Genomic DNA, 23,386 nt, shown 5'->3' with positions numbered 1-23,386 from the left:
ACCCTTTCCCAAAGGACATGCCATGGCCAGCGACCTGATCAAACATACCACCGATGCCACCTTTGAAGCCGACGTGCTGCAAGCTTCCAAACCTGTGCTGGTGGACTACTGGGCCGAATGGTGCGGCCCTTGCAAAATGATTGCGCCTATTCTTGACGAAGTTGCCACCGGCTATGAAGGCAAGCTGCAAATCGCCAAGATGAATGTCGACGAAAACCGCGACATCCCCGCCAAGTTCGGCATCCGCGGCATCCCGACCCTGATGTTGTTCAAGGACGGTCAACTGGCCGCCACCAAGGTCGGCGCCATGAGCAAAGCCCAGCTGACCGCCTTCATCGACCAGCAACTGGCCTAAGCCATGCCCGGCGTCGCGAAAGAAGCTGTCCCCACGCAGCTTCTTCGCGCGTCCTCCCCTCCGGGGCAAATCGGCAGTGCCTGTGACCAGGCCCCCAAGGCCCTGATGAAGCCTCCCATTTTCCTGTCATAATGCCCTTGTTCGCTGACTGGCTGCTGCCGGTTGGTTCGAGTTCCCGGTTTGTGAAGCCCTTCTAGCTTTCCTTTCAAACCTCCCCCGTTTTTTAAATGACTCCGCGAGGAGTTCACTTCACGCAAGGTTTCCCCATGCATTTAAACGAACTCAAGGCGCAGCACGTGTCTGAAGTCCTCAAGCAAGCCGAAGCCCTTGAGATCGAAAATCCTGGCCGCATGCGCAAACAGGAATTGATGTTTGCCATCATCAAGAAGCGTTCCAAAACCGGGGAAACCATCGTCGCTGACGGCGTGCTCGAAGTGTTGCCTGACGGCTTCGGCTTTCTGCGCGCACCGGACTCCAGCTACACGGCCAGCACGGACGACATCTACATCAGTCCGAGCCAGATCCGCCGCTTCAACCTGCACACCGGCGACATGATCGAAGGCGAAGTGCGCACCCCGAAAGACGGCGAGCGCTACTTTGCACTGAACAAGCTGGACAAGGTCAACGACGGCGCGCCTGAAGCCAACAAGCACAAGGTGATGTTCGAAAACTTGACACCGCTGTTCCCGCGCGAGCAGTTCAAGCTCGAACGCGACATCAAGGGTGAAGAAAACCTGACCAGCCGCATCATAGACATCATCGCCCCCATCGGCAAAGGCCAGCGCGCCCTGCTGGTGGCGCCGCCCAAGTCCGGCAAGACCGTGATGATGCAGCACATCGCCCACGCGATCACCGCCAACTACCCCGAAGTGGTCATGATGGTGCTGCTGGTGGATGAGCGCCCTGAAGAAGTGACCGAAATGCAGCGCAGCGTGCGCGGTGAAGTGATTTCGTCGACTTTTGACGAGCCCGCCGCCCGCCACGTGCATGTGGCCGAAATGGTGATCGAACGCGCCAAGCGTCTGGTCGAACTCGGCAAAGACGTGGTCATTTTGCTGGACTCCATCACCCGCCTGGCCCGTGCCTACAACAACGTCTTGCCTTCATCCGGCAAGGTGTTGACCGGCGGTGTCGATGCCAACGCCTTGCAGCGCCCCAAACGTTTCTTCGGTGCAGCCCGCAAGATCGAGGAAGGCGGTAGCCTGACCATCATCGGCACCGCGCTGGTTGATACCGGCAGCCGCATGGACGAGGTGATTTTTGAAGAATTCAAAGGCACCGGCAACTGCGAAATCCACCTGGACCGCCGTTTGTACGAAAAACGCGTGTTCCCGGCGATTCATTTGAACCGCAGCGGCACCCGCAAGGAAGAGCTGCTGCTGGCCCCGGAAATCCTGCAAAAGTCGCGAATTCTGCGTCAATTCATGTACAACATGGACGAAATCGAGTCCATGGAGCTGATGCTCAAGAACATGAAAGCAACCAAGAACAACCACGAGTTCTTCGACATGATGCGTAGAGGCGGCTAGAACATAGCCCCCACGTTCGCTCACTAGCGTGTAGCTCTCTGCCCCCCGAGGGGGCTAATTTTCCTAGGGGCGGCCCGTCGGAAAATTGCCCATTTGGGCTGGAAGCTTGGAGCCTCAAATCCGGGCTATAATTTAAGGCTTCATGGAAAGTGCCCGGAACTGGTTTGGGTGGCTGCCATAACGAACAAGGAAAAGATCATGAAAGACGGCATTCACCCCAACTACCGCGAAGTTTGTTTCCTGGACATGTCCAACAACTTCAAGTTTGTGACACGCTCCTGCGCCAACACCAAGGAAATGGTGAAAATGGAAGACGGTCGCGAGTTGCCCCTGTACAAGCTCGATACGTCCAGCGAATCGCACCCCTTCTACACCGGCACACAAAAATCCGTGGACAACATGGGTGGTCGCGTTGAGAAGTTCCGCAACCGTTTTGGCAAAACTACCGCCAAAACTGCCGCGACTGAAACCGCTGCTGCTGAAGCCCCCGCTGCCGAGTAAGCTGCGACCTTCGTCCAGCTCACAGAAAAAGCAGCCTGAATGTCAGGCTGCTTTTTTTTGCCCCAAAATCGGGCATTCCTTGTTTGACCCCGAGCACCCTTGAACAAACCTTCGCCAGCCATCATTGCCCAGTCTGCGGTGCGCCGCCTGCCCCGGCTTGCCCTGCTGCTGTTTTGTGTGGCCTATGTGCTGCCCGGCTTCCTGGGTCGTGGCCCCTGGAAAACCGCCGACATCGCGGCCTTTGGCACCATGCGCGAACTTGCTGCCGGCAACACCAGTTGGCTGCATCCCCAACTGCTGGGGCAATCGGGCGAATTTGAAGCGCTGGCGCCTTATTGGTTGGGCGCCCTGGCGATCAAGCTCCTGCCCTTTTTTGATTCTGCCTTTGCGGCACGGATTCCCTTTGGCCTGCTGCTGGCGCTGACCCTGTTGGCCACTTGGTATGCGATTTATTACCTGGCCCGCAGTCCGCAGGCCCAGCCGGTGGCTTTTGCCTTTGGCGGCGAAGCCAGCCCCATCGACTACGCCAGAGCCATTGCCGACGCCGGCCTCTTGGCCCTGATTGCCAGCCTGGGCCTGGCCCAGCTCTCGCATGAAACCACGCCGGCCCTGGCCCAACTCGGCTTCACGGCGCTGGTGTTTTATGCCATGGCCGCCAGCGCCTACCGCAGCGCCTCCCAAATCATTGGCCCCGCCCTGGGCCTGGCGCTCGGGCTGGCCGGGCTGGCTTTGAGCGGTGCGCCCACCGTGGCGGTCCTGCTGGGCGCCGGCAGCACCCTGATCGCGCTGAACAGCCGGAAAGATGTCCTGCCTGAAGACAAGCCCGCCCATGCCTGGCGCTGGGCGCTGCTGGCCGGTACGCTGACCGTGGCCGTGGCCCTCCTGTCTTACGGGCTGGATCTGTGGCGCTGGCGTATAGACATGGCCGGCCTGAGTACGCCCGCAGACATCAAGGAATGGCGCAGCCTGGGGCGCTTGCTGATCTGGTTCACCTGGCCCACCTGGCCGCTGGCGGCCTGGACCTTGTGGCGCTGGCGCCGGCAACTGAGCAGCCGGCATGTGGCTTTGCCGCTGTGGTTTGCCATCGTGGCCATCGCCGCCACCCTGACCACCACCGCCTCCGACCGTAGCCTGCTGCTGAGCCTGCCGCCGCTGGCGGCCCTCGCGGCCTTTGCGCTGCCCACACTCAAACGCAGCGTCGCTTCGCTGATCGACTGGTTCACCCTGCTCTTTTTCACCGGCTGCGCCACCGTCATCTGGGTGATCTGGATCGCCATGCAGACCGGCATCCCCAAACAACCAGCGGCCAATGTCGCCAAGCTGGCGCCGGGCTTTGAACCGAGCTTTTCCTGGCTGGCGTTTCTGGCGGCGGTCGGGGCCACCCTGGTCTGGGCCTGGCTGGTCAAATGGCGCGCTGGCCGTCAGCGCACCGCGGTCTGGAAATCCATGGTGCTGCCGGCCGGCGGCGCGACCTTGTGCTGGCTGCTACTCATGACGCTGTGGCTGCCCCTGCTGGACTATGCCCGTAGCTATGCGCCACTGTCACGCCAGGTCGCCGCGCGGGTCGATCCGCAAGCCTGCGTCGAGGTGTATGGCCTGAACAGCGGCCAGGTGGCGGCCTTTCAATACCATGGCAATCTTCAGTTGCGTCAGGCCGGCCCCAAAGCGACCTGTCCCTACCTGGTGGTGGATGCCGACGCACAAGACACGGTGAGCAACGTCGTCGACATGCCCGAATGGGCTTACCTGGCCACCTTGCGCCGGCCCACCGACAAAGGCGAAAACGTCGCGCTGTACAAACGTGTCAGCGTGGCAACGCCCGATCAAGCGACAGCCTCCACGGCTGCGCCGGCTCGCCGCCGGCCGTGAGCGAACTCAAAGTCATCCTCAGGCACGCCGGCACGGTGTTGGTCGGCCAACTGGCCGTCATGGCTTTTGGCGTAGCTGACACGGTCATTGCCGGCCGCTACAGTGACCAGGCCCTGGCAGCGCTGTCCGTGGGCTCGGCGATCTACGTCAGCGTTTATGTTGGCCTGATCGGCATCGTGCAGGCCTTGCTGCCCATCTGGGCCGAACTCCACGGTGCGCGCCAGCCGGCGGCCCTGGGGCAATCGCTGCGACAAAGCCTGTACCTGTGCATTTTTCTCACGGTGGCCGGCATGGCTGCCTTGCTGTTCCCCGGTCCGCTGCTGCGCTGGGCAGAGGTTCCCGAGGCCATGCGGGGCGAGGTGCAGGCTTACCTGGCGGTACTGGCCGTGGCACTGATGCCCTCGCTGCTGTTTCGCGTGTACAGCACCTTCAACCAGTCCTTAGGCCGGCCCCTGCTGGTGACTTGGCTGCAACTGGGGGCCTTGCTCCTCAAGCTGCCCCTGTCGGTCTGGCTGGTAGCCGGCGGCGCCGGCGTGGCGCCCATGGGCGTGGTGGGCTGCGCCTGGGCCACCCTGGTGGTCAACTACGGCTTGCTGCTGCTGGCCGTGATCATGCTGCGCACCCAGGGCCTGTACCGGCCCTATCAACTATGGGCCGCCATGGAAGCGCCCGACTGGCGCCAGATCGGCGCCTTCGCTCGCCTGGGCGTTCCGGGTGGCATGGCCTACCTGGTCGAGGTCACCTCGTTTACCTTGATGGCGCTGTTCATCGCCCGACTGGGCACGGTGGCCACGGCCAGCCACCAGATCGCGGCCAGTGTCACAGCTGTGTTGTACATGGTGCCGCTGTCCATGGCCCTGGCCTGCAGCGCCCGGGTGTCGTTCTGGATAGGTGCCGAGCGCCCGGACCAGGCCCGGCGTGTCGTCTGGATAGGTTTCAGGTTGACAGCCCTTATTGCACTTGCGCTTTCAGCTACTCTTTTAATAGCAAATGAAGTCATCGCCAGTCTTTACTCCCGCAACCCGGCCATCGTGGCCCTGGGCTCTGGCCTGCTGCTGTGGGTGGCGGCCTACCACCTGGCCGATGCCATTCAGGCCCTGTGCGCCTTCTTGCTGCGTTGCTACCGTATCACCCTGACGCCGCTGCTGCTCTACAGCGTGCTGCTCTGGGGCGTGGGTCTGTTGGGGGGTTATACGCTGGCCTATGAGGGATGGGGCGCCTGGCCGGCCACCCAGTCGGCCAGCAGTTTCTGGGCCGTCAGCACCGTGGCCCTGGGCGCGGTCGCCCTGTGTTTTGCAGGATTGCTCTGGCACGCGGTCAGGCGCAGCTTGACGGCAGCGCCTAGGTCTGGCTCGGCCGCACCCGCGTCAGCGGAAAAATAATCGCAAACCGCGAGCCGTGACCCGGCTGGCTTTCAATCTGTAACTCGGCGCCATGGCGCTGGGTCACATGTTTGACAATCGCCAGGCCCAGCCCGGTGCCGCCGGTCTCACGCGAGCGGCTGCGATCAATGCGGTAAAACCGTTCGGTCAGGCGCGGGATATGTTCCGCGGCAATGCCGGGTCCGCTGTCTTGCACCTGGAACCGGCCGCGTCCATCGTCCAGCAGCGCCCAGCTGACCAGCACCTGCCCGCCTTGGGGGGTGTAACGCACGGCATTGGTCACCAGGTTGGACATCGCGCTGAGCAGTTCGTTGTGCGCGCCTGCCAGCTCGCAAGGTGGCCCGGCCTCGAACACCAGCCGGTGACCCTCGGCGGTCAGCAAGGCCGACAACACACGCGCCTCCTGCTCACATTGCGCCAACAAGGCGGCGGTGCTGACCCAGCCGCTGGTATCCGGCAGAGGGCTGCCTTCCAGGCGGGACAAGGTGAGCAAGTCGTTGACCAATGTTTGCATACGCAGCGACTGCTGCGCCATCAGGCCCAGGTAACGTGTGCGTTCGGGCTCCTGCAGCGGCAGGGTTTGCAGCGTTTCGATAAACCCCGACAACACGGTCAGCGGTGTGCGGATTTCATGCGACACATTGGCCACAAAGTCGCGGCGCATGGCTTCGGCCAGCTCCAGCGCCGTGATGTCGCGCGACAACAGCAATTTGCGCTCGTTGCCGTAAGCATGCAGGTGCACCGACAGCTTGACCGGCCGCGCCGGTGTGGAGGAGCCGCCGGGAATCACCACATCAGCGTAAAAATCACCGGAGGACAGGTAGGCGGTAAACGCCGGATCACGCACCAGGTTGGCAATGTGCTGCATCACGTCACGTTTGGCATCAAAACCAAAATGCTGGGCCGCCGTCTGGTTGCACCATTCGATGCGGCCTTCTGCATCCAGCAGCACCACGCCGTTCGGTGATGCCTGCATCGCCAACAAAAATTCGTTCAGGCGGGCCTGGCTGTCTTGGTACTGGCGATCACGGTTTCTCAGCAGGCGGCGGACGCGGTCCGCCAACTCGCCCCAGACACCACCCAGGCTAGGCGCGTCGCCGGCCGGCACACCGGGCAGATCGGCATTTTGTTCGCTGCGTAACCACGTCAACAGACGCGCCATCTTCAGGGTGTCTTGCAGCAACCAGACCGCGGCGGCAAGCAAGAGCCCGGTCGTCAAACCGTCTTTGCCGGCCAGCCACCAGCCACCGCCCGCGCCCAGCAACAGGCAGGCGACAAAAATCATCCAGCGATTGATCATGTCCGGGACGCTGACAAAGCGGGGGCCTGCGCGGTCAAGCGGTAACCCGCACCACGTACCGTTTCCACCATGGCGCCGGCCGCGCCCAGCGCTTCGCGCAGGCGCTTGACGTGAACATCAACGGTGCGTTCCTCGATGAACACATGGTCACCCCAGACCTTGTCGAGCAAGGTGCTGCGGCTGTGCACCCGCTCGGCATGTTTCATCAGGTAGTGCAAGAGCTTGAACTCGGTCGGACCCAGCTTGAGTTCCTGGCTCTGGTAGGAAATGCGGTGGGTGCCGGCATCCAGCAGCAACTCGCCGACGGTCACGCTGTCGTTGACCGATTCCGGCGCGCGCCGACGCAGCACCGCACGAATGCGGGCCAGCAGTTCCTGTGTGGAAAACGGCTTGGTGATGTAGTCGTCGGCACCAGCGTCCAGGCCTGCCACCTTGTCCGGCTCGTCGCCCCGAGCTGTCAGCATCAGGATAGGAATGGCCTTGGTGCGCGCTTCCTTGCGCAGGTGACGCGCCAGGGCCAGACCGCTTTGCCCGGGCAACATCCAGTCGAGCAGGATGGCATCGGGCAACACGGCATCCAGCTCACGCTGCGCGGCGACACTGTCGCCGGCAATCACCGGCAAAAAACCGCCATGCGTCAGGTTGATGGCAATCAGTTCGGCGATCGCTGGTTCGTCTTCGACGATCAATATACGTGGCTGGTGTTTCATGGAGACTTACTTGACTGCTGACTCGATCTGGTCCATCGGGCTATGCCGGACATCGGCCCCCTTGACGATGTAGATGATGAATTCGGCGATGTTTTTCGCGTGATCACCGACCCGCTCAATCGCCTTGGCCACAAACAGCAAGTCCAGGCTGGGGGAAATGGTGCGCGGGTCTTCCATCATGTAGGTGATGAGCTTGCGCACAAAACCGTCGAACTCCTGATCGATCAGGTCGTCCTCTTTGAGGATGGACACGGCGGTTGCGGTGTCCAGGCGGGCAAACGCATCGAGCGCCTTGCGCAGCAAACCCGACGCCAGTTCGGCCGCGACTTTCAGCTCGGACGAGGGCAAGGTGCGGGACGCGCCGCTTTCAATGATGGACTTGACCATGCGGGCGATTTTTTCGGCCTCGTCGCCGACGCGCTCAAGGTTGGCCGTGGTTTTCGAAATCGCGATCAGCAGCCGCAGGTCGCGTGCGGTTGGCTGGCGGCGCGCAATGATGGACGAGAGCTCGCGGTCAATGTCGATTTCCATGGCATTGACCCGGGCTTCGGTCTCAATCACCTGGTTGGCGGTTTCCGCGCTGAACTGCGACAACGCATGAATCGCCAGGCGGATCTGGGACTCGACGAGGCCGCCCAGCTCCATCACACGTGAAGACACGGCATTGAGTTCGCTGTCGAACTGGGTGGATAAATGTTTGTCTGGCATGGTGTGCTCCCGATCAGCCGAAACGGCCGGTAATGTAATCTTCGGTTTCCTTGCGCTTGGGCTTGAAGAAAAGCTCCTCGGTGGCGCCAAACTCGATCAGGTCGCCCAGGTACATATAGGCGGTGTAATCGCTGCAACGCGCGGCCTGCTGCATGTTGTGCGTCACGATGACCACGGTGTAGTCTTTCTTCAGCTCGGCAATCAGCTCTTCAATCTTGGCGGTCGACAAGGGGTCCAGCGCCGAGCAGGGTTCGTCGAGCAGCAGCACTTCAGGCTTGATCGCAATGCCGCGCGCAATACACAGACGTTGCTGCTGGCCGCCGGACAGGCTGGCGCCGTTCTGGTTGAGCTTGTCCTTGACCTCGTTCCACAAGGCCGCTTTGCCCAGCGCCCATTCGACACGTTCATCCATGTCGCTGGCGCTCAGACTTTCAAAGAGCTTCACACCGTAAGCGATGTTGTCGTAAATCGACATCGGGAACGGCGTGGGCTTCTGAAACACCATGCCGATACGTGCGCGTATCAGCGACACATCTTCCTTGGACGTGATCATGTTCTCGCCGCCCATCATGACCTGGCCTTCGGCGCGCTGGTCTGGATACAGCTCGTACATGCGGTTGAAGGTACGCAGCAAGGTGGACTTTCCGCAGCCCGAAGGGCCGATGAAAGCCGTGACCTTTTTCTCCGGAATGTCCAGGCTGACATTCTTGATCGCGTGAAACTTGCCGTAGTAAAAATTCAGGTTGCGAACCGACATCTTGATCGCTTCGTTACGCGCCACGGTGGATGTGAGCATCTTGGGTATTCCTCAGTTTTTGTTTCTGAACATCAGGCGGGCCAGGATGTTCAAGGCCAGCACGCTCAGCGTGATCAACAACACACCGGCCCAGGCCAGTTTTTGCCAGTTTTCAAATGGGCTCATTGCGAATTTGAAAATGGTCACCGGCAGGCTGGCCATGGGCTGGCTCAGGTCGCTGGTCCAGAACTGGTTGGACAGCGCCGTGAACAACAGCGGCGCGGTTTCTCCGGCCACCCGCGCCACCGCCAGCAACACCCCGGTCACCACACCCGCCTGGGCCGCACGCAAGGTGATGCCCATGACCACTTTCCACTTGGGGCTGCCCAGGGCGTAGGCGGCTTCACGCAAGGCGTTGGGCACCAGCCTGAGCATGTTGTCGGTGGTACGGATCACGACCGGAATGATCAGCAGCGCCAGCGCAACAATGCCCGCCCAGCCGGAAAAACTTTTGACTTGGGCGACGACCAGTGCATACACAAACAGGCCAACCACGATGGACGGCGCCGACAACAAGATGTCGTTGACAAAACTTGTCAGTTTGCCCAGGCGGCTATGCGCGCCGTATTCGGCCAGGTAAATGCCGGCCAGCACACCAATAGGTGTGCCCAGCAAGGTCGCCAGCAAAACCATGGTGAGGGAGCCAAAGATGGCGTTGGCCAGCCCGCCGGTTTCGGCATTCGGCGGCGGTGTCATCTCGGTGAACAAGGCCAGGCTCAGACCGCCCAGGCCCAGGCGAAAGGTTTCAAACAGAATCCAGGCCAGCCAGAACAGGCCAAAAGCCATGGCGCCCATCGACAAGGTGATGGCGACCAGGTTCAGCGTTTTGCGCCTGCGGAATTTAGCCTGCCGGGCTTGTTGCGCGGCATTCAGCGGGGTGGTGCTCATGTACGGGCTCCTTCGCCTTTTTGCAGGCGCGACAGCAGCAGCTTGGACAGCGCCAGCACCACAAAGGTGATGAAAAACAGCACCAGGCCGAGGTAAATCAGCGCCGCCTGGTGCAGGCCTTCGGTGGCCTCGGCAAACTCGTTGGCCAGGGCCGAAGTGATGCTGTTGGCCGCCTGGAACAGCGACAAGGAATCCAGCTGGTTGAAGTTGCCGATCACAAAAGTCACGGCCATGGTTTCGCCCAGCGCCCGGCCCAGGCCGAGCATGATGCCGCCTATCACACCGGCCTTGGTGTAAGGCAGCACCACCTTGAACACCACTTCCCAGGTCGTGGCGCCCAGCGCATACGCCGACTCCTTGAGCATGGGCGGCGTCACTTCAAACACATCACGCATCACCGAGGCGATGAAGGGAATGATCATGATGGCCAGGATGATGCCGGCCGCCAGGATGCCGATACCCACAGGCGGGCCGGAAAACAGCGCGCCCAGGTAGGGCACATCGCCAAACGCGGCTTGCAGCGGCGCCTGCACATACTGGGCCAGGATGGGGCCAAACACCAGCAAGCCCCACATGCCGTAAACGATGGACGGCACCGCCGCCAGCAGCTCGATGGCCACGCCCAGGGGGCGTTTGAGCCAGCGCGGCGAGAGTTCGGTCAAAAACAGGGCGATGCCAAAACTGACGGGCACGGCGATCACCAGCGCCACCAGCGAGGTCATCAAGGTGCCGTAAATCATCACCAGGCCGCCGTATTTGTTCTGGACCGGGTCCCATTCGGAGGTCCAGAGAAAACTCAGCCCGTACTCCTTGATCGCTGGCCAGGCGCCCAGGATCAGCGACAGGATGATGGCGGCCAGAAGCAGCAAGGTGACGATGGCCGCGAGCCGGGCCGCCCACTCAAAAACCAGGTCGGCCGTGCGGCTGGATCGACGCTGGGTGGGGGTCGGCGGGACGGACATGGTTGTCTCTCTGCTGCTGTATGAACTTGCAGGAAGTGTAGCTGCCACGGGTAGGCTCCTGGACGTGGAAAAAAGGCGAAACGGCATCAGCCGCTTCGCCTGTGCAGGCTGGGTTTACTTGGTGGCGACCGCTTTGCCGGCGCCGTCGGTGATCTTGCTCCAGGACTGGCGGATCACGGCTTTGACCGAATCAGGCATGGGCACATAGTCAAGATCGTCGGCCATCTTGTCGCCACTGCTGAAGGCCCAGTCAAAGAACTTCAGCGACTGGGTGGCTTGCGCCGGTTTGTCCTGCTTGGCGTGCATCAGGATGAAGGTCGCGCCGGTGATGGGCCACGACTCTTTGCCGGGCTGCTCGGTCAGGATTTGGTAGAAAGACTTGGCCCAGTCGGCACCGGCGGCGGCGGCCTTGAAGGCCGTGTCGCTAGGCTGAACGTAGTTGCCGGCGGCGTTGCGCAGGGTCACATGGGTTTGTTTGTTCTGCTTGGCGTAGGCGTATTCCACGTAACCGATGGAGTTGGGCAGGCGCTGCACAAAAGCTGAAACTCCCTCGTTGCCCTTGCCACCGGCGCCGGTCGGCCAGTTCACGGCCGTGCCTTCGCCAACCTTGGCTTTCCACTCGGGATTGGTCTTGGACAGGTAGTTGGTGAAGATGAAGCTGGTGCCGGAACCATCGGCGCGGCGCACCACGGCAATGGCGGCATCCGGCAGCGGCACGCCCGGGTTCAGGGCGGTCACGGCAGCGTCATTCCACTTGGTGATCTTGCCCAGGTAGATGTCGCCCAGCACGGCGCCCGTCAATTTGATCTGGCCGGCAGCAATGCCCTTGATGTTGACCACAGGCACCACGCCACCGATCACGGTGGGGAACTGCAACAAGCCGTCCTTGGCCAGTTCGGCATCGGTCAGCGGTGCATCGGAAGCGCCGAAGTCAACGGTCTTGCCGCGAATCTGGCGCAAGCCGGCGCCTGAGCCCACGGACTGGTAATTGATACGTGCGCCAGTGGCCTTGTTATAGGCGTCAGCCCACTTGGCGTAAATCGGTGCAGGAAAGGAGGCGCCGGCACCAGTCACATCCTGGGCGCTGGCGACAGCGCTGAAAGACAGGGCCGTCAAGGCCACCACAGCCGCCATCGTCGCTTTGAAAATCAGCTTCATTCGTACACCTCTTGAGTTAATGAAAGATGTAAGAACTGTAGGAAGCTTGTGTGACAACGGTATGACAGTACTGATTTCCCTGCTTCTCCACCCGGTTTGACCGTGCCGGCTGGCGCGCCAGGGGTTGCGAGCGTCACGGTTTTGTCACGAATACTCCCTATTCTCGGGCTGTTTCTTAACCCGGAGTCACCCTCATGTTTCAACGTCGTGTTTTGTTTGTCGCGGCTGTCGCCGTCCTTGTGTCCGCCTGTGCCACCGTCCCCGCTCCCGTGTCGGTCGCTGACACCCTGACGGCCACACCGTCGCTGAGCACCTTCAACGGCCTGGTCGTGAAAGCCGGCCTGGCCCCGACCCTCCAAGGCAGCGGCCCGTTCACCGTGTTTGCGCCTAACAACGAGGCCTTCAAGGCCGTGCCGCAAAAAAACATGGATGCGCTGGCCAAAGACCCGGTGCTGCTCAAAGAGATGCTGACCTACCACGTGTTGCCCGTCAAACTGCTGGCCGCCAACGTCAAAACCGGCCCCGTCAAAACCATGAACGGCGCCAGCCTGGCGCTGGGCAAAGCCGGCGAGTTTGTGACTGTGGAAGAAGCCATGCTGCAAACCGCGGACCTGGCCGCCAGCAACGGCGTGATCCACAGCGTGGACCGCGTGATGTTGCCGCCGAAAAAGCAGTAAGCCACGAAGGGCCGGCGACAGCAGCCAGCCTTTTTTGCAAAAGCCTTAAGCCTTTTAGGGCTTTAGCCCATATACAACGGGCGCAGACAGCTATCACATTCATAGCAAACAACACCGTCGTGGCACGGCCACGGGAGAACCCCATGCCTTTTCAGACCCCCACCTTCAGCCGCCGCCAGGCCTTGCAAGGCGCAGCAGGGCTGGTCGCTGGAGCAGCCCTGCCCGCCTGGGCCCAACCCGGCAAGGCCGCCACGAACGCGCGCAGCCTTGTGGTGGCGCAGGTGGTGGACTATTCGCTAGCGCAGCAAGACGTGTCCAAAGACTTCCTGATCGGGTCGCGCGCGGCCTGGCAGGACATCAATTCACGCGGTGGCCTACGCGGCCGCCAGGTCCAGCACCTGGCGCTGGAAACCGACGGCACGGCGGCCAGCCTGCGCAGCGCCCTCGCCCGCATCCGGGACAACAGCGCCTGCGTGGTGTTGTCCGGCAGCGTGGGCGACCAGATGGCCAGCCAGGTCGTGGCTCAACTCAAGCAGGACGGCCTGGGCCTGGCCCACGTCGCGCCTTGGCTGCAAAACGCCAGCCTGGACATCGATCAGCAAACCTTTCCGATTTTTGCAGCGCGCCAGGAGCAAATTGCCCACGCCCTGAAAACGCTGTCCGTGATGGGCTTGCAGGAGTTGGGCGCGGTCTATGCCTCGCCCCAGGATTACACGGCTTATCACGGCGAGGTGGCGCGTATTGCCAGCGGCATGAAACTCGGCCTGCAGGTATTTCGCGGTGCCGACAATCTCCGGGCCCTGGGGCAACAATTGACACCCCGCACGCCGGCCGTGTTGCTGTTTATAGGTGGCACGCCGGAACTGGCCGAGTTCACGCAGGGGCTGGAAAAACAGGCGCGCCAGCGTTACATCGTGGCGCTGGCCGACGTCAATCTGCAGACCATGCAGCAAATGGGCGCCGCCCGCAACACCCCGGTCATCGCCACCCAGCCGGTGCCCATGGTCAACGCCAGCCTGCCCGTGGTGCGGGCCTACCGCGAAACCCTGGCCCGCCTGTTTGACGAGCCGCCCACATCCCTGAGCCTGGCCGGTTATATCGCCGCCCGCTACACCCACGACGTGCTGGCCGACATCGACGGCGCCTTGACACGCCAGAACGTGCTGACGGCTTTTCAGCGCCGCAACAACCTCGACGTTGGCGGCTTCCGGGTCCAGTTCAACCCCCAGCGCCGAAGCAGCACCTATGTCACACAAAGCATGCTGACGGTGGACGGCCGCTTGATCGGATAAAACCAGGATGCGGGTGCCGCGCGAATGCTATGCTGAGCCCCCACACAGACACTCGCACATGCAAAACGGAACCCGCCTCGCTGCGGTGGACCTCGGGTCCAACAGCTTTCGCCTCGAAATAGGCCGCCTCGATCACGGCCGGATACTCCGCACCGAATACCTCAAGGAAACCGTGCGCCAGGGCAATGGCCTGGATGGCGACGGCAACCTCACACCCGAGGCCATGCAGCGCGGCTGGGACTGCCTGGCGCGTTTCGGTGAACGTCTGGCCGGCTTCAAAAAACGCGAAATACGCGCAGTCGCCACCCAGACCTTGCGCGAAGCGCGCAACCGCGACGAATTTTTGATCCCCGCCCACCAGGTGCTGGGTTTTCCCATCGACGTGATTTCCGGCCGCGAAGAAGCCCGCCTGATTTACCAGGGTGTGGCCCACATGCTGCCGCAGTCTGACGAACAACGTCTGGTCGTCGACATCGGTGGCCGCTCCACCGAAATGATTCTGGGCAAAGGCCTGGATGCCTTGACCATGGAGTCCTACCAGGTCGGCAGCGTGGCCTGGTCCATGCAATATTTCCCCAACGGCCAGTTCAACGCCTCGGCTTTCGAGGCCGCCGAGGTCGCCGCCAAAGCCGTGCTGGACGAAGCCGTCAGCCTCTACCACCCCAGCCGTTGGGACGTGGCTTATGGCTCGTCGGGCACGGTGGGTGCCGTCTGCGAGGTCTTGAGCGCCGCGGGCTGGCCGCCAGGCCTGGTCACGCAGGGCGGACTGGACTGGTTGCTGGACCGACTGCTTAAAGCCCAAAGTGCCGATCGTCTCAAGCTGGACGGCATGAAGGAGGACAGACGCGCCGTGATTGGCGGTGGTGTCAGCGTGTTGCGGGCCACGTTTGAACTCCTGGGCATCACACAAATGCAGGCGGCTCAGGGCGCCTTACGCCACGGCGTGTTGTACGACCTGCTAGACCGCGAACAGGACACGACCGACCTGCGTTCCACCACGGTGCAACGCCTGGCCGTTAAATTCGACGTTGATGCCGCGCAGGCGCAACGCGTGAGCAAGGTAGCCCGAAGCCTGTTCCAGCAGGCCGGCAGCGTTGTGCCGCCGGCCGAGCTGGCGCGTTTTCAGCGCAAGCTCGACTGGGCCGCCCAGTTGCATGAAATCGGCAGCCATATTTCACACAGCGATTACCACAAACATGGCGCTTACATCCTGGACAATGCCGACGCCCCCGGTTTTGCCCTGCCCGAACTGCACAGCCTGAGCCTGCTGGTGCTGGGCCACCGCGGCAAGCTGCGCAAGCTGGAAGCCGACTTCAACGACGAGGTGTTTGTGCAGCAACTGCTGTGCCTGCGGCTGGCCGTGATCCTCTGCCATGCACGGCGTGACCCCGACACCAAGGGCATGCTGCTTGAACGCGACATAGACCGCCAGCGTTTTGTCCTGCGCTGTCGCACCGGCTGGGCCGGCACCTACCCGCAGTCGGCCCACCTGCTGCGTGAAGAAATGCTGGCCTGGCAGAAAACGCCCTGGACACTGGTGCTGGCCGGGATTTAAAAAACGCTGCGCGCTCGGCGCGCGTGATTTGACGGATCTGGCGCAAACGGCATAAACTGTATAAACCGTTTCCCTCCAAAGGCAAGACTCATGGCAACTGCGAAAAAATCCGTGGCACCGCTGAAAAAAGCCGGCACGGCTTCCCCAAAAACAGCGCGCAAACAAGCCCTCACCCGCCCCGCCCCCAAGCCGCTTGTGGCCAAGAAAGCAGTCGCCCAACCGGCCCCCACACCCAAACCGGAAAAACCCGTCAAAGCCAAAAAGCCCAAGCTGGTACGCGACAGCTTCACCATTCCCAAAAACGAATACGGGGTGCTGGACGAACTCAAACAACGTGCAAGCGCACTGGCCCGCCCCGTGAAGAAAAGCGAGCTGCTCCGGGCCGGCATCAAGGCCCTGGCGGCCATGAATGATGTCGCTTTTCTGGTGACGCTGGCCGAGGTGCCGGCCATCAAGACCGGCCGGCCGTCAGCGGTTTAGGGCCTGACAGCGAGGCGGCTCTTGCCCTACTGCTTCTCAGGCATAGCTGAGGAATGGTGGCTGGTAATCAACCACGCCGAGCCATTCCAGCGGTAGGTATAGCTGTAACGTCCGCTGACTGTTGCCCCGGTCTTGGCAAACGTGAAGGTGTAAAGCCCCGCATCCACCGCGCTGTTGCAACCGAGCTCAATGGTTCTCAAGTCAATCTTGCCCGAGGGTCGGCTTTCCAAAAAGTACTTGAAGTAATCCTCTTTTTCCTCTGGTGTGAGACGTGGCTTGTTGGACACCGTGGGCAAAAGAATGGACCGCTCTGCGTAGTTGGCGACCACCTGACGCGGGTTTCCTGTTTGCAAGGACTGATTCCATCGATCGAACAGTGACGCAATTTCCGCATCGGACGTTGCCTTGCAGTTCTCTGTGCGTGCGCCTTGCACATTGGCATTGCTCTGCGCAACCTGGTGGGAGGCACAACCGGCGAGGGTTGCGGCAACAAAAACCAAACAGAAGGACGTGAGTTTCATCAAAAGCTCCTTGGAGTGCGTGGACAAAGAGGCATGACCTGGAAGCTGAGCGAGCCCTCAAGCCTCATAACGCGGTTTACTGCGCAGCGTCCGCTTGACTGGAGGCTCAGGCCAAATGGGCGGTTTGTAACACATGGCGACGGGTGGCGAGCTGGGCCACGGTCATGATCACGGGCAACAACAGCTCTGGAATCAGGTAGCCGAGCCAGACAGCCGCAGGCTCCGGCAAGCCCACTTGACTGATGGACACAAGCCGTCCGATGCCGGCGAGCAAGACCCCCAAGGCGAGCAGAAAAATCAGCGCGCCCTGACGACGAATGGTCAGCGCAGCCCAAAGGTTGATGATGCCGGTGGAGAAGTAGACACCGGCCATGAATCGGTGGACGTTGTCCAGCCGCGGCGTGGTATCGGGCTGACCCAGGTACATCTGCAATACACCACCGGACATGGCGATGGCCGCCACCAGGAACAGGCAAACCTGAACAATACGCTGACTGAGAGGCAGCGTGGTGCTTGGATTCATGTGACGCTCTCCTTCTGCACAAGTGCGCCAGATGAGAAGCAAGCTAGCCTCGTTCCGGCTTCGAAGTCAGGCCATGGATGCCGCCAAACCGGCGGCATCTATTGGTGACTGCGATTGAATCCGAACACTAAAACATCCGGCCTTTGGCTTGTCTATTGGGGTTCAGTGCAATATTTTGTAAATTCATGCATGAACACATACACCCATGCTGCAGACGTCACAGCGCGTCGTCGCGACCTGTGTTGACCAGTGGTCGTTCAGAGGACTTCAGGTGACTGCACTGTGACCACCACGGTCTGCGCGCCGCCTTCGCGCTCCCGGTGACGCAGCCACCAGAGCGCGCCTTTTTTCACCGGGCAATCGCTGTCTTTCAGGCCCAGCAACTGGGCAATCGTCTGTCCCAGCGTGGGCTGGTGGCCGATGATCAGGATGGGCAGTTTGTTCGTCGGCCATAACACCAGTTCCAGCAATTGCGACGGCGGTGCATCGGGACCGAGTTCCGCACGAATTTTGTATTTGCGCCCCAGCGCCAGCGCGGTTTGTTCGCAGCGGCGCGCCGGGCTCACCAGGATGCGGGCACGCTCCGGCAGTTGCCGGTCCAGCCAGCCGGCCACGCGGGCCGCCTGTTTTTCACCGCGCGGCGTCAGGGAGCGTTCCAGGTCGCTGCGGCCGTGATCCTCACCCGGCGGCCAGTCTTCAGCCTCTGCGTGACGCCACAGGATCAGGTCCATCACGAAAGCTCCGTGCCGGCGTTGCTGTTCGAATAACGCGCCATCAGCGCGGCCTGGGCGCCGTGTGCCTCGCCTGGCGCCAAGGCATGGACACGCAGGTAGGTACCGTCGGGCTGCAGGTCCCAGGCGTCCAGGTCGTCATGCAGGTAGGCCACCAGGCACTCGTCGATGATGCGCTGGCGAATCAGCGGATCGGTCACGGACCAGGCAAGCTCGACCCGCCTGAGCATGTTGCGGTTCATCCAGTCGGCGCTGGACAGATACAAGGTTTCGTCCTCCTCGCAGCGGAAATAAAACACGCGCGAGTGTTCAAGAAAGCGGCCGATGATGGAGCGCACCCGGATGTTGTCAGTGACCCCCGGCACCTGGGCCGGCAACATGCAGGCGCCGCGCACTACCAGGTCAATTTTCACGCCGCGCTGCCCCGCCTTGACCAGCGCCAGCATCAGGTCTTCGTCGGTCAGCGCATTCATTTTGGCGACGATGCGGGATTCTTTGCCAAGCGCGGCCGCCTCGCCCAGCGCATCGATTTTTTCGATCAGCTTTTTCTGCAGCTGAAACGGCGCCAGCCACAGACGATTCAGCTTGGGCAGTTTGCTCTGGCTGGCCAGATGCACAAACACGTTGTCGATGTCGGCCGTCAAGGCCGGATCGGCGCTGAGGTAGCTGATGTCGGTGTACAGGCGCGCCGTCTTGGGGTTGTAGTTGCCGGTGGACAGGTGCGCATACCGTTTCAGGTGCTGGCCTTCACGCCGTGTCACCACCAGCATTTTGGCGTGGGTCTTGAGACCCACCACGCCATACACCACCTGCGCACCTATGGACTCCAGCATCTCGGCCCAGTTGATATTGGCTTCCTCGTCAAAGCGGGCTTTCAGCTCCAGCACCACCATGACTTCCTTGCCGCGCCGCACCGCTTCACGCAGCAAAACCATCAGTTCGGAATCCGTGCCGGTGCGGTAAATGGTTTGTTTGATGGCCAATACCTGCGGGTCGTTCACCGCTTCGCGCAGGAAATCGAGCACGCCGTCAAAACTCTCAAAAGGCTGGTGGATGGACACATCACCACGCTTGAGCCGTTCAAAAAATGACTCGCCAGGCACCAGTTGTGTCGGGTAACAAGCTTTGTGGGCCGGAAACAGCAGGCGCGGGTCATTGATCAGGTCCACCAGCTGCGTCAGTCGGACCAGGTTGACCGGGCCGTGCACGCGGTAGAGCGCGGCTTCCGGCAGGTTGAACTGGCTCAGCAAAAAATCGGACAGATGTTTCGAGCAGCCGGCCGAGACCTCCAGCCGCACCGCCTGCCCGTAATGCCGCTGCTCCAGGCCCAGGCGCAAGGCCGTGCGCAGGTTTTTCACATCGTCTTCGTCGACGGCCAGGTCGGAATGCCGCGTCACGCGAAACTGGGAGAACTGCCCGACCTCACGCCCGGGAAACAGCTCGCTCAGGTGGGCGCGGATCACGCTGGACAAGGACACAAAACAGGTGAATTTTCCCGAGACCTTGTCCGGCATGCGTATCAGCCGCGGCAAGACACGCGGCACCTTGACGATGGCGATGTCGTTTTCGCGGCCAAAGGCATCACTCCCGCCCAGCCGGACGATAAAGTTGAGCGACTTGTTGGCCACCTGCGGAAACGGGTGCGACGGATCCAGCCCGACCGGAATCAGCAGCGGCCTGACCTCACGCTCAAAGTAGGCGTGAACCCACTGCCTTTGCGCCGCATTACGGTCACCATGCGAAATCATCTTGATGCCCTGCTTTTCAAACAGCGGCATCAACTCGTCGTTGTACAGCGTGTATTGGCGCGCCACCATGTCGTGGGCGGCGGCGGCCAGCGCCTGAAAAGACGCCGTGCTGTACACCCCTTTTTGTTCTTTGGCCTGGGCCGCCGTCAAATGCAGCGCGGCGCGGACCTCAAAAAATTCGTCCAGATTGGAAGAAACAATACACAAAAAGCGCAAACGCTCCAGCAGCGGCACGTCTGCCCGCTTGGCCCAGTCCAGCACACGCTCGTTAAAGGCAAGAATGCTGTGGTCGCGGTCCAGAAACTGGACAGCAGCGGGAACAACAGGCGATGGAGGCGCGGAAGATGGGGACATGCGGACCTGTGATCTTTTTGTAATCCAATTGACTTGTTTAGGGCCTGTTCACACTATTTTTACGAGATGCGTTGCGAGTCAAAAAGGCCCTGAGCAAGGCGCAAAACGCCGGCGGGGTAAGCCCCCCGACAAGGCTTTGCAACGCCGCGCAGGGCCTTTTTGATCGCAACCCGAAGGGAACGGGGTGAAATCACCGCCACTCGGCGTTGCACGCCTAGCCCAGACGCCCAGTCTGGGCGTCGTCGCGCGCCTTGATTGGCACTGTTTTCACCCCGTTCGCATTCGTAAAAATAGTGTGAACAGGCCCTAGTGTTGCCCCCTTAGATGACAACAATATGACAAGCGCGCGACAAACCCCCTTTGGCTAAAGGGCCTCCGCCGTCACCGGTTTGTCATCCCGTTTCGGCTGGCTGGGCACCAGATTCCCTTCAAACAGCTGTGCCGCATGCGCCCAACTGAACGCCAGCGCACGGGCGCGGGCCTCATGCCGCGGAACCGCCAGCGCCCCCTCGAATGCCAGTTTCAGATCGGCATGCAGGACGCCGCCGTGCACACGGCCATCGGGCGTGCCAAGCACCTCCAGCGGGCCATCGACCGGAAAAGCCGCGACCGGCGTGCCACTGGCCATGGCCTCCAGCATCACCAGGCCAAAAGTTTCGGATCGGCTCGGAAAAACAAACACATCGGCCGCCGCATAAACGCTGGCCAGTTCGTCCCGGGGCAAGACCCCAAGCCAGCGCACCTGCGGGTAACGCGCCTTCAACGAGGTTTCCAGCGGCCCGACGCCACAAACCACCTTGCTGCCCGGCAGATCCAACTGCAAAAAGGCTTCAATGTTTTTCTCGTACGACACCCGGCCCACAAACAGGGATACAGGCCGGACCAGCGCCCCGGCTGGCGGGTAAAGACCGGGCTGCGCTTCATAAGCAAAAAGCCGCGTGTCCACGCCATGGGTCCAGCTGCGCAGGTGGCGAAAACCCCGCTGCTGCAACATGTTTAACACCCCGTGGGTCGGCACCATCACGCCCGACGAGGCTTTGTGAAAATGGCGGAACAAGGCGTAACCCCAGGAAAGCGGGATTTTCAAGGCCGCGTTCAGGATTTCCGGAAACTTGGTGTGAAACGCGCTGGTAAAACGCAAACCCCGCTGGCGGCAATAACTGCGGGCGGCCCAGCCCAGCGGGCCTTCGGTGGCCACATGAATCGCATCGGGCTGCAGGCTGTCCAGCTTTTCGGTCAGCAAAACCTTGGGGCGAATCGCCAAGTCTATGCTGGCATAACCCGGGCAAGGCCGGGTCTTGAACAGGCCGGGGTGAATCACTTCGACCTGGTGGCCTAGCTTTTCCAGTTCACGCACCAGCTCCACCAGGGTGGTCACCACGCCGTTGACCTGCGGCTGCCAGGCATCGGTGATCAGTGCGAGTTTCATGCTTGTACGCCACCCCCACGGTTGCTCACTTCGTGTAGCGCCCTGCCCCCCGAGGGGGCCGCTGCGCCTGCGGCCTGGCCAAGCCAGTTCCGCGGCCCTGGCTTGAACAGAGGGGAGTCCTCAACGCTGCCCACGTTCTCCAGCGGCTCCCTGCTACGGTGCTCGTTAGAGGGCGCCCAATGCAGCAACTCCAGCGTGCCATCAAAGTGTTCAACCAGCGCGGTGCGGCTTTCCACCCAGTCGCCGTCGTTGCAATACAAGGTGCCATTGATCTCGCGCATCTCGGCGCGGTGGATGTGGCCGCAGACCACGCCCTGGTGGCCGCGGCGGCGAGCTTCGCTGGCGACGGCGACTTCAAAATCCGTGACGTAGTTCAGTGCGCTTTTGACTTTTTGCTTGAGGTAGGCGGACAGTGACCAGTAAGGCAGGCCCATGCGCGCACGCAGGCTGTTCAGGTAACGGTTGAGTTTGAGCGTGAACTCATAGAGGTTGTCACCCACATAGGCCAGCCACTTGGCGCATTGCACCACCGCATCAAAATAGTCGCCATGCACCACCCACAGCTTGCGGCCATCGGCCGTGGTGTGCACCGCTTCTTCAAGCACTTCGATGCCGCCGAACTGGTGGCCTATAAATTCACGCGCAAACTCATCATGGTTGCCCGGCACATACACAATGCGGCAACCTTTGCGGGCACGCCGCAGCAGCTTTTGCACCACGTCGTTGTGCGACTGCGGCCAATACCATTTGCGCCGCAACTGCCAGCCATCCACGATGTCGCCGACCAGATACAGGTAATCGCTGGGATGGGCTTTCAGAAAATCCAGCAGCGCGGCAGCCTGGCAACCCGGTGTGCCCAGGTGCAGGTCGGAGATAAAAATGCTGCGGTAACGTTTGCGCAGCGCCAGGTCTTCGTCATCATCGCCGTCGTCCGGCATGAAGCCTTGGTTCAGCGGGCCGAGTTTGTCAAAGAGGGTACGCATCAGTCCCCCTTGCCCGCGAAGTGTTTGCGAAAACGCGGCGGCAAGTCGGCGATACGCATCATCATGGGCAGATCGGCGGAGTTGAAGTCCGGGTCCCAGGCCGGCGCACCCAACACCTTGGCACCCAGGCGCAGATAACCCTTGATCAGCGCCGGCGGCTCCACATCCAGCGAATCATCAAGCTGCTCGACCGGCAGCGGCAGGCGCGGCGTCACATGGAAGTCAATCGGCGCCAGATGGGTTTGCCGGACCTGGCGCCAGATGCTGGCCGCCGCCTGGCCGCTGGACGCACCCGTGTGTTGCATAGGGATGCTGGCACAACCAATCATGGTGTCGAGCTGGTTGCGCGCCATGAACTCGGCCAGCGCGCCCCACAAGGCCAGGATCACCCCCCCGTGGCGATGCTCGGCATGCACACAGCTGCGGCCCAGCTCGACCATGCGCGGGCGCAAAAAACGCAGGCGCGTCAGGTCAAATTCGGTGTCGCTGTAGGTGCTGCCGGCGCGTTTGGCCTGGGTCGGCGTCAACACGCGGTACGTGCCTATGACCTCCTGGCTGGCTTCGTCGCGCACCAGCAGGTGTTCGCAATAGTCGTCGAACAGGTCGATGTCATGACCGGGCACTGTGTTGGGCAGCCTGGCGCCCATCTCAAGCGCGAAGACCTGGTACCTCAGGCGTTGCGCCTGCCGGACCTCGTCCTGGTGCCTGGCCCAGCTGACCTGGATTTTCCCCAGGACAGGCCCTTGAACAGCGGCTGGACCGACAACATGAGAGCTTTGATGAACCAACCCCCGAGAGAACTGGGGCGAAGCGACGGGCGACAGTGCAAAGGTTGGATTGGGCAGTTCTTTCATGATGACTCCTGGTTGTCTTCTCGCAAATTGAGGTTCAAAAAAAGCTGTAAAAAAGCCCCTGGGCAGGGGCTGATGATTCAA

General features: G+C 61.5%; 23 protein-coding genes. 9 read left to right on the top strand and 14 right to left on the bottom strand.

What is annotated here, in order from left to right:
• The first annotated feature begins 22 nt into the window (after window positions 1-22).
• The 5 genes from trxA (at window position 23) to R6254_RS20685 (ending at window position 5,636) form a co-directional block, all read left to right on the top strand.
• Entirely contained in the window at window positions 23-355 is a 333-nt protein-coding gene (gene trxA, locus R6254_RS20705) for a thioredoxin TrxA (protein WP_318409573.1), read from the top strand.
• 266 nt (window positions 356-621) lie between these two features.
• Complete coding sequence (gene rho / locus R6254_RS20700) at window positions 622-1,884, top strand: transcription termination factor Rho (protein WP_318409572.1); 1,263 nt, start codon at window positions 622-624, stop codon at window positions 1,882-1,884.
• A gap of 198 nt (window positions 1,885-2,082) precedes the next feature.
• A complete protein-coding gene (locus R6254_RS20695; protein ID WP_318409571.1) occupies window positions 2,083-2,385 on the top strand; it encodes a type B 50S ribosomal protein L31 in 303 nt (100 codons plus the stop codon).
• Window positions 2,386-2,484: 99 nt separating this feature from the next.
• Window positions 2,485-4,254, top strand: a complete 1,770-nt coding sequence (locus R6254_RS20690) for a hypothetical protein (protein ID WP_318409570.1) — start codon at window positions 2,485-2,487, stop codon at window positions 4,252-4,254.
• The gene (locus R6254_RS20685) at window positions 4,251-5,636 is read left to right on the top strand and encodes an MATE family efflux transporter (RefSeq protein WP_318409569.1); all 1,386 of its coding nucleotides are present in this window, start codon (window positions 4,251-4,253) and stop codon (window positions 5,634-5,636) included. The genes R6254_RS20690 and R6254_RS20685 overlap by 4 nt, the downstream gene beginning before the upstream one ends.
• Here R6254_RS20685 and phoR read toward each other — a convergent pair.
• From phoR to pstS, 7 genes are all read right to left on the bottom strand, one after another.
• The gene (gene phoR / locus R6254_RS20680) at window positions 5,596-6,936 is read right to left on the bottom strand and encodes a phosphate regulon sensor histidine kinase PhoR (RefSeq protein WP_318409568.1); all 1,341 of its coding nucleotides are present in this window, start codon (window positions 6,934-6,936) and stop codon (window positions 5,596-5,598) included. The genes R6254_RS20685 and phoR overlap by 41 nt on opposite strands.
• Window positions 6,933-7,646, bottom strand: coding sequence for a phosphate regulon transcriptional regulator PhoB (gene phoB / locus R6254_RS20675; RefSeq protein WP_318409567.1), 714 nt, complete (start codon window positions 7,644-7,646; stop codon window positions 6,933-6,935). The genes phoR and phoB overlap by 4 nt, the downstream gene beginning before the upstream one ends.
• Window positions 7,647-7,652: 6 nt before the next feature.
• Window positions 7,653-8,354, bottom strand: coding sequence for a phosphate signaling complex protein PhoU (phoU, locus tag R6254_RS20670; RefSeq protein ID WP_318409566.1), 702 nt, complete (start codon window positions 8,352-8,354; stop codon window positions 7,653-7,655).
• A 13-nt stretch (window positions 8,355-8,367) separates the two neighbouring features.
• Complete coding sequence (gene pstB, locus R6254_RS20665) at window positions 8,368-9,150, bottom strand: phosphate ABC transporter ATP-binding protein PstB (RefSeq protein ID WP_318409565.1); 783 nt, start codon at window positions 9,148-9,150, stop codon at window positions 8,368-8,370.
• Between the two features lie 12 nt (window positions 9,151-9,162).
• A complete protein-coding gene (gene pstA, locus R6254_RS20660) occupies window positions 9,163-10,038 on the bottom strand; it encodes a phosphate ABC transporter permease PstA (protein ID WP_318409564.1) in 876 nt (291 codons plus the stop codon).
• Window positions 10,035-11,000: a phosphate ABC transporter permease PstC gene (gene pstC / locus R6254_RS20655; RefSeq protein ID WP_318409563.1), complete on the bottom strand. Its 966-nt coding sequence runs from the start codon at window positions 10,998-11,000 to the stop codon at window positions 10,035-10,037. Before pstC ends, pstA begins: the two co-directional genes overlap by 4 nt.
• 114 nt (window positions 11,001-11,114) lie before the next feature.
• Window positions 11,115-12,158: a phosphate ABC transporter substrate-binding protein PstS gene (gene pstS, locus R6254_RS20650; RefSeq protein WP_318409562.1), complete on the bottom strand. Its 1,044-nt coding sequence runs from the start codon at window positions 12,156-12,158 to the stop codon at window positions 11,115-11,117.
• Between the two features lie 194 nt (window positions 12,159-12,352).
• Here pstS and R6254_RS20645 point away from each other — a divergent pair, with 194 nt between their 5' ends.
• The 4 genes from R6254_RS20645 to R6254_RS20630 all read left to right on the top strand — a co-directional run bounded on the left by R6254_RS20645 (window position 12,353) and on the right by R6254_RS20630 (window position 16,162).
• Window positions 12,353-12,835: a fasciclin domain-containing protein gene (locus R6254_RS20645; protein ID WP_318409561.1), complete on the top strand. Its 483-nt coding sequence runs from the start codon at window positions 12,353-12,355 to the stop codon at window positions 12,833-12,835.
• Window positions 12,836-12,978: 143 nt separating this feature from the next.
• Entirely contained in the window at window positions 12,979-14,127 is a 1,149-nt protein-coding gene (locus R6254_RS20640) for an ABC transporter substrate-binding protein (protein WP_318409560.1), read from the top strand.
• 58 nt (window positions 14,128-14,185) lie between these two features.
• On the top strand, window positions 14,186-15,682 hold the full coding sequence (ppx, locus tag R6254_RS20635) for an exopolyphosphatase (RefSeq protein ID WP_318409559.1): 1,497 nt from the start codon (window positions 14,186-14,188) through the stop codon (window positions 15,680-15,682).
• Between the two features lie 90 nt (window positions 15,683-15,772).
• Entirely contained in the window at window positions 15,773-16,162 is a 390-nt protein-coding gene (locus R6254_RS20630; RefSeq protein ID WP_318409558.1) for a hypothetical protein, read from the top strand.
• Window positions 16,163-16,188: 26 nt separating this feature from the next.
• Here the strand turns inward: R6254_RS20630 and R6254_RS20625 are convergent, their stop codons facing one another.
• The 7 genes from R6254_RS20625 to R6254_RS20595 all read right to left on the bottom strand — a co-directional run bounded on the left by R6254_RS20625 (window position 16,189) and on the right by R6254_RS20595 (window position 23,305).
• Window positions 16,189-16,683, bottom strand: coding sequence for a DUF4440 domain-containing protein (locus R6254_RS20625; RefSeq protein ID WP_318409557.1), 495 nt, complete (start codon window positions 16,681-16,683; stop codon window positions 16,189-16,191).
• 106 nt (window positions 16,684-16,789) lie between these two features.
• Entirely contained in the window at window positions 16,790-17,206 is a 417-nt protein-coding gene (locus tag R6254_RS20620; protein WP_318409556.1) for a DUF4345 family protein, read from the bottom strand.
• A 257-nt stretch (window positions 17,207-17,463) separates the two neighbouring features.
• A complete protein-coding gene (locus R6254_RS20615; protein ID WP_318409555.1) occupies window positions 17,464-17,937 on the bottom strand; it encodes a SixA phosphatase family protein in 474 nt (157 codons plus the stop codon).
• Window positions 17,937-20,039 (bottom strand): polyphosphate kinase 1, encoded by a 2,103-nt coding sequence (gene ppk1 / locus R6254_RS20610; protein WP_318409554.1) that lies wholly within the window; start codon window positions 20,037-20,039, stop codon window positions 17,937-17,939. The genes R6254_RS20615 and ppk1 overlap by 1 nt, the downstream gene beginning before the upstream one ends.
• 364 nt (window positions 20,040-20,403) lie before the next feature.
• Window positions 20,404-21,468: a glycosyltransferase family 4 protein gene (locus R6254_RS20605; protein ID WP_318409553.1), complete on the bottom strand. Its 1,065-nt coding sequence runs from the start codon at window positions 21,466-21,468 to the stop codon at window positions 20,404-20,406.
• Window positions 21,465-22,451 carry a UDP-2,3-diacylglucosamine diphosphatase gene (locus R6254_RS20600; RefSeq protein ID WP_318409552.1) on the bottom strand — a complete coding sequence of 329 codons (987 nt, stop codon included), beginning with the start codon at window positions 22,449-22,451 and terminating at the stop codon, window positions 21,465-21,467. Before R6254_RS20600 ends, R6254_RS20605 begins: the two co-directional genes overlap by 4 nt.
• The gene (locus tag R6254_RS20595; protein ID WP_318409551.1) at window positions 22,451-23,305 is read right to left on the bottom strand and encodes a GNAT family N-acetyltransferase; all 855 of its coding nucleotides are present in this window, start codon (window positions 23,303-23,305) and stop codon (window positions 22,451-22,453) included. Before R6254_RS20595 ends, R6254_RS20600 begins: the two co-directional genes overlap by 1 nt.
• Window positions 23,306-23,386: the final 81 nt, after the last annotated feature.

It is taken from the genome of Polaromonas potterensis (assembly GCF_033446725.1).
GTDB lineage: Bacteria > Pseudomonadota > Gammaproteobacteria > Burkholderiales > Burkholderiaceae_C > Polaromonas.
Note: the sequence above shows the minus strand (reverse complement) of the source record. Positions and strands in the feature narration are given on the sequence as shown.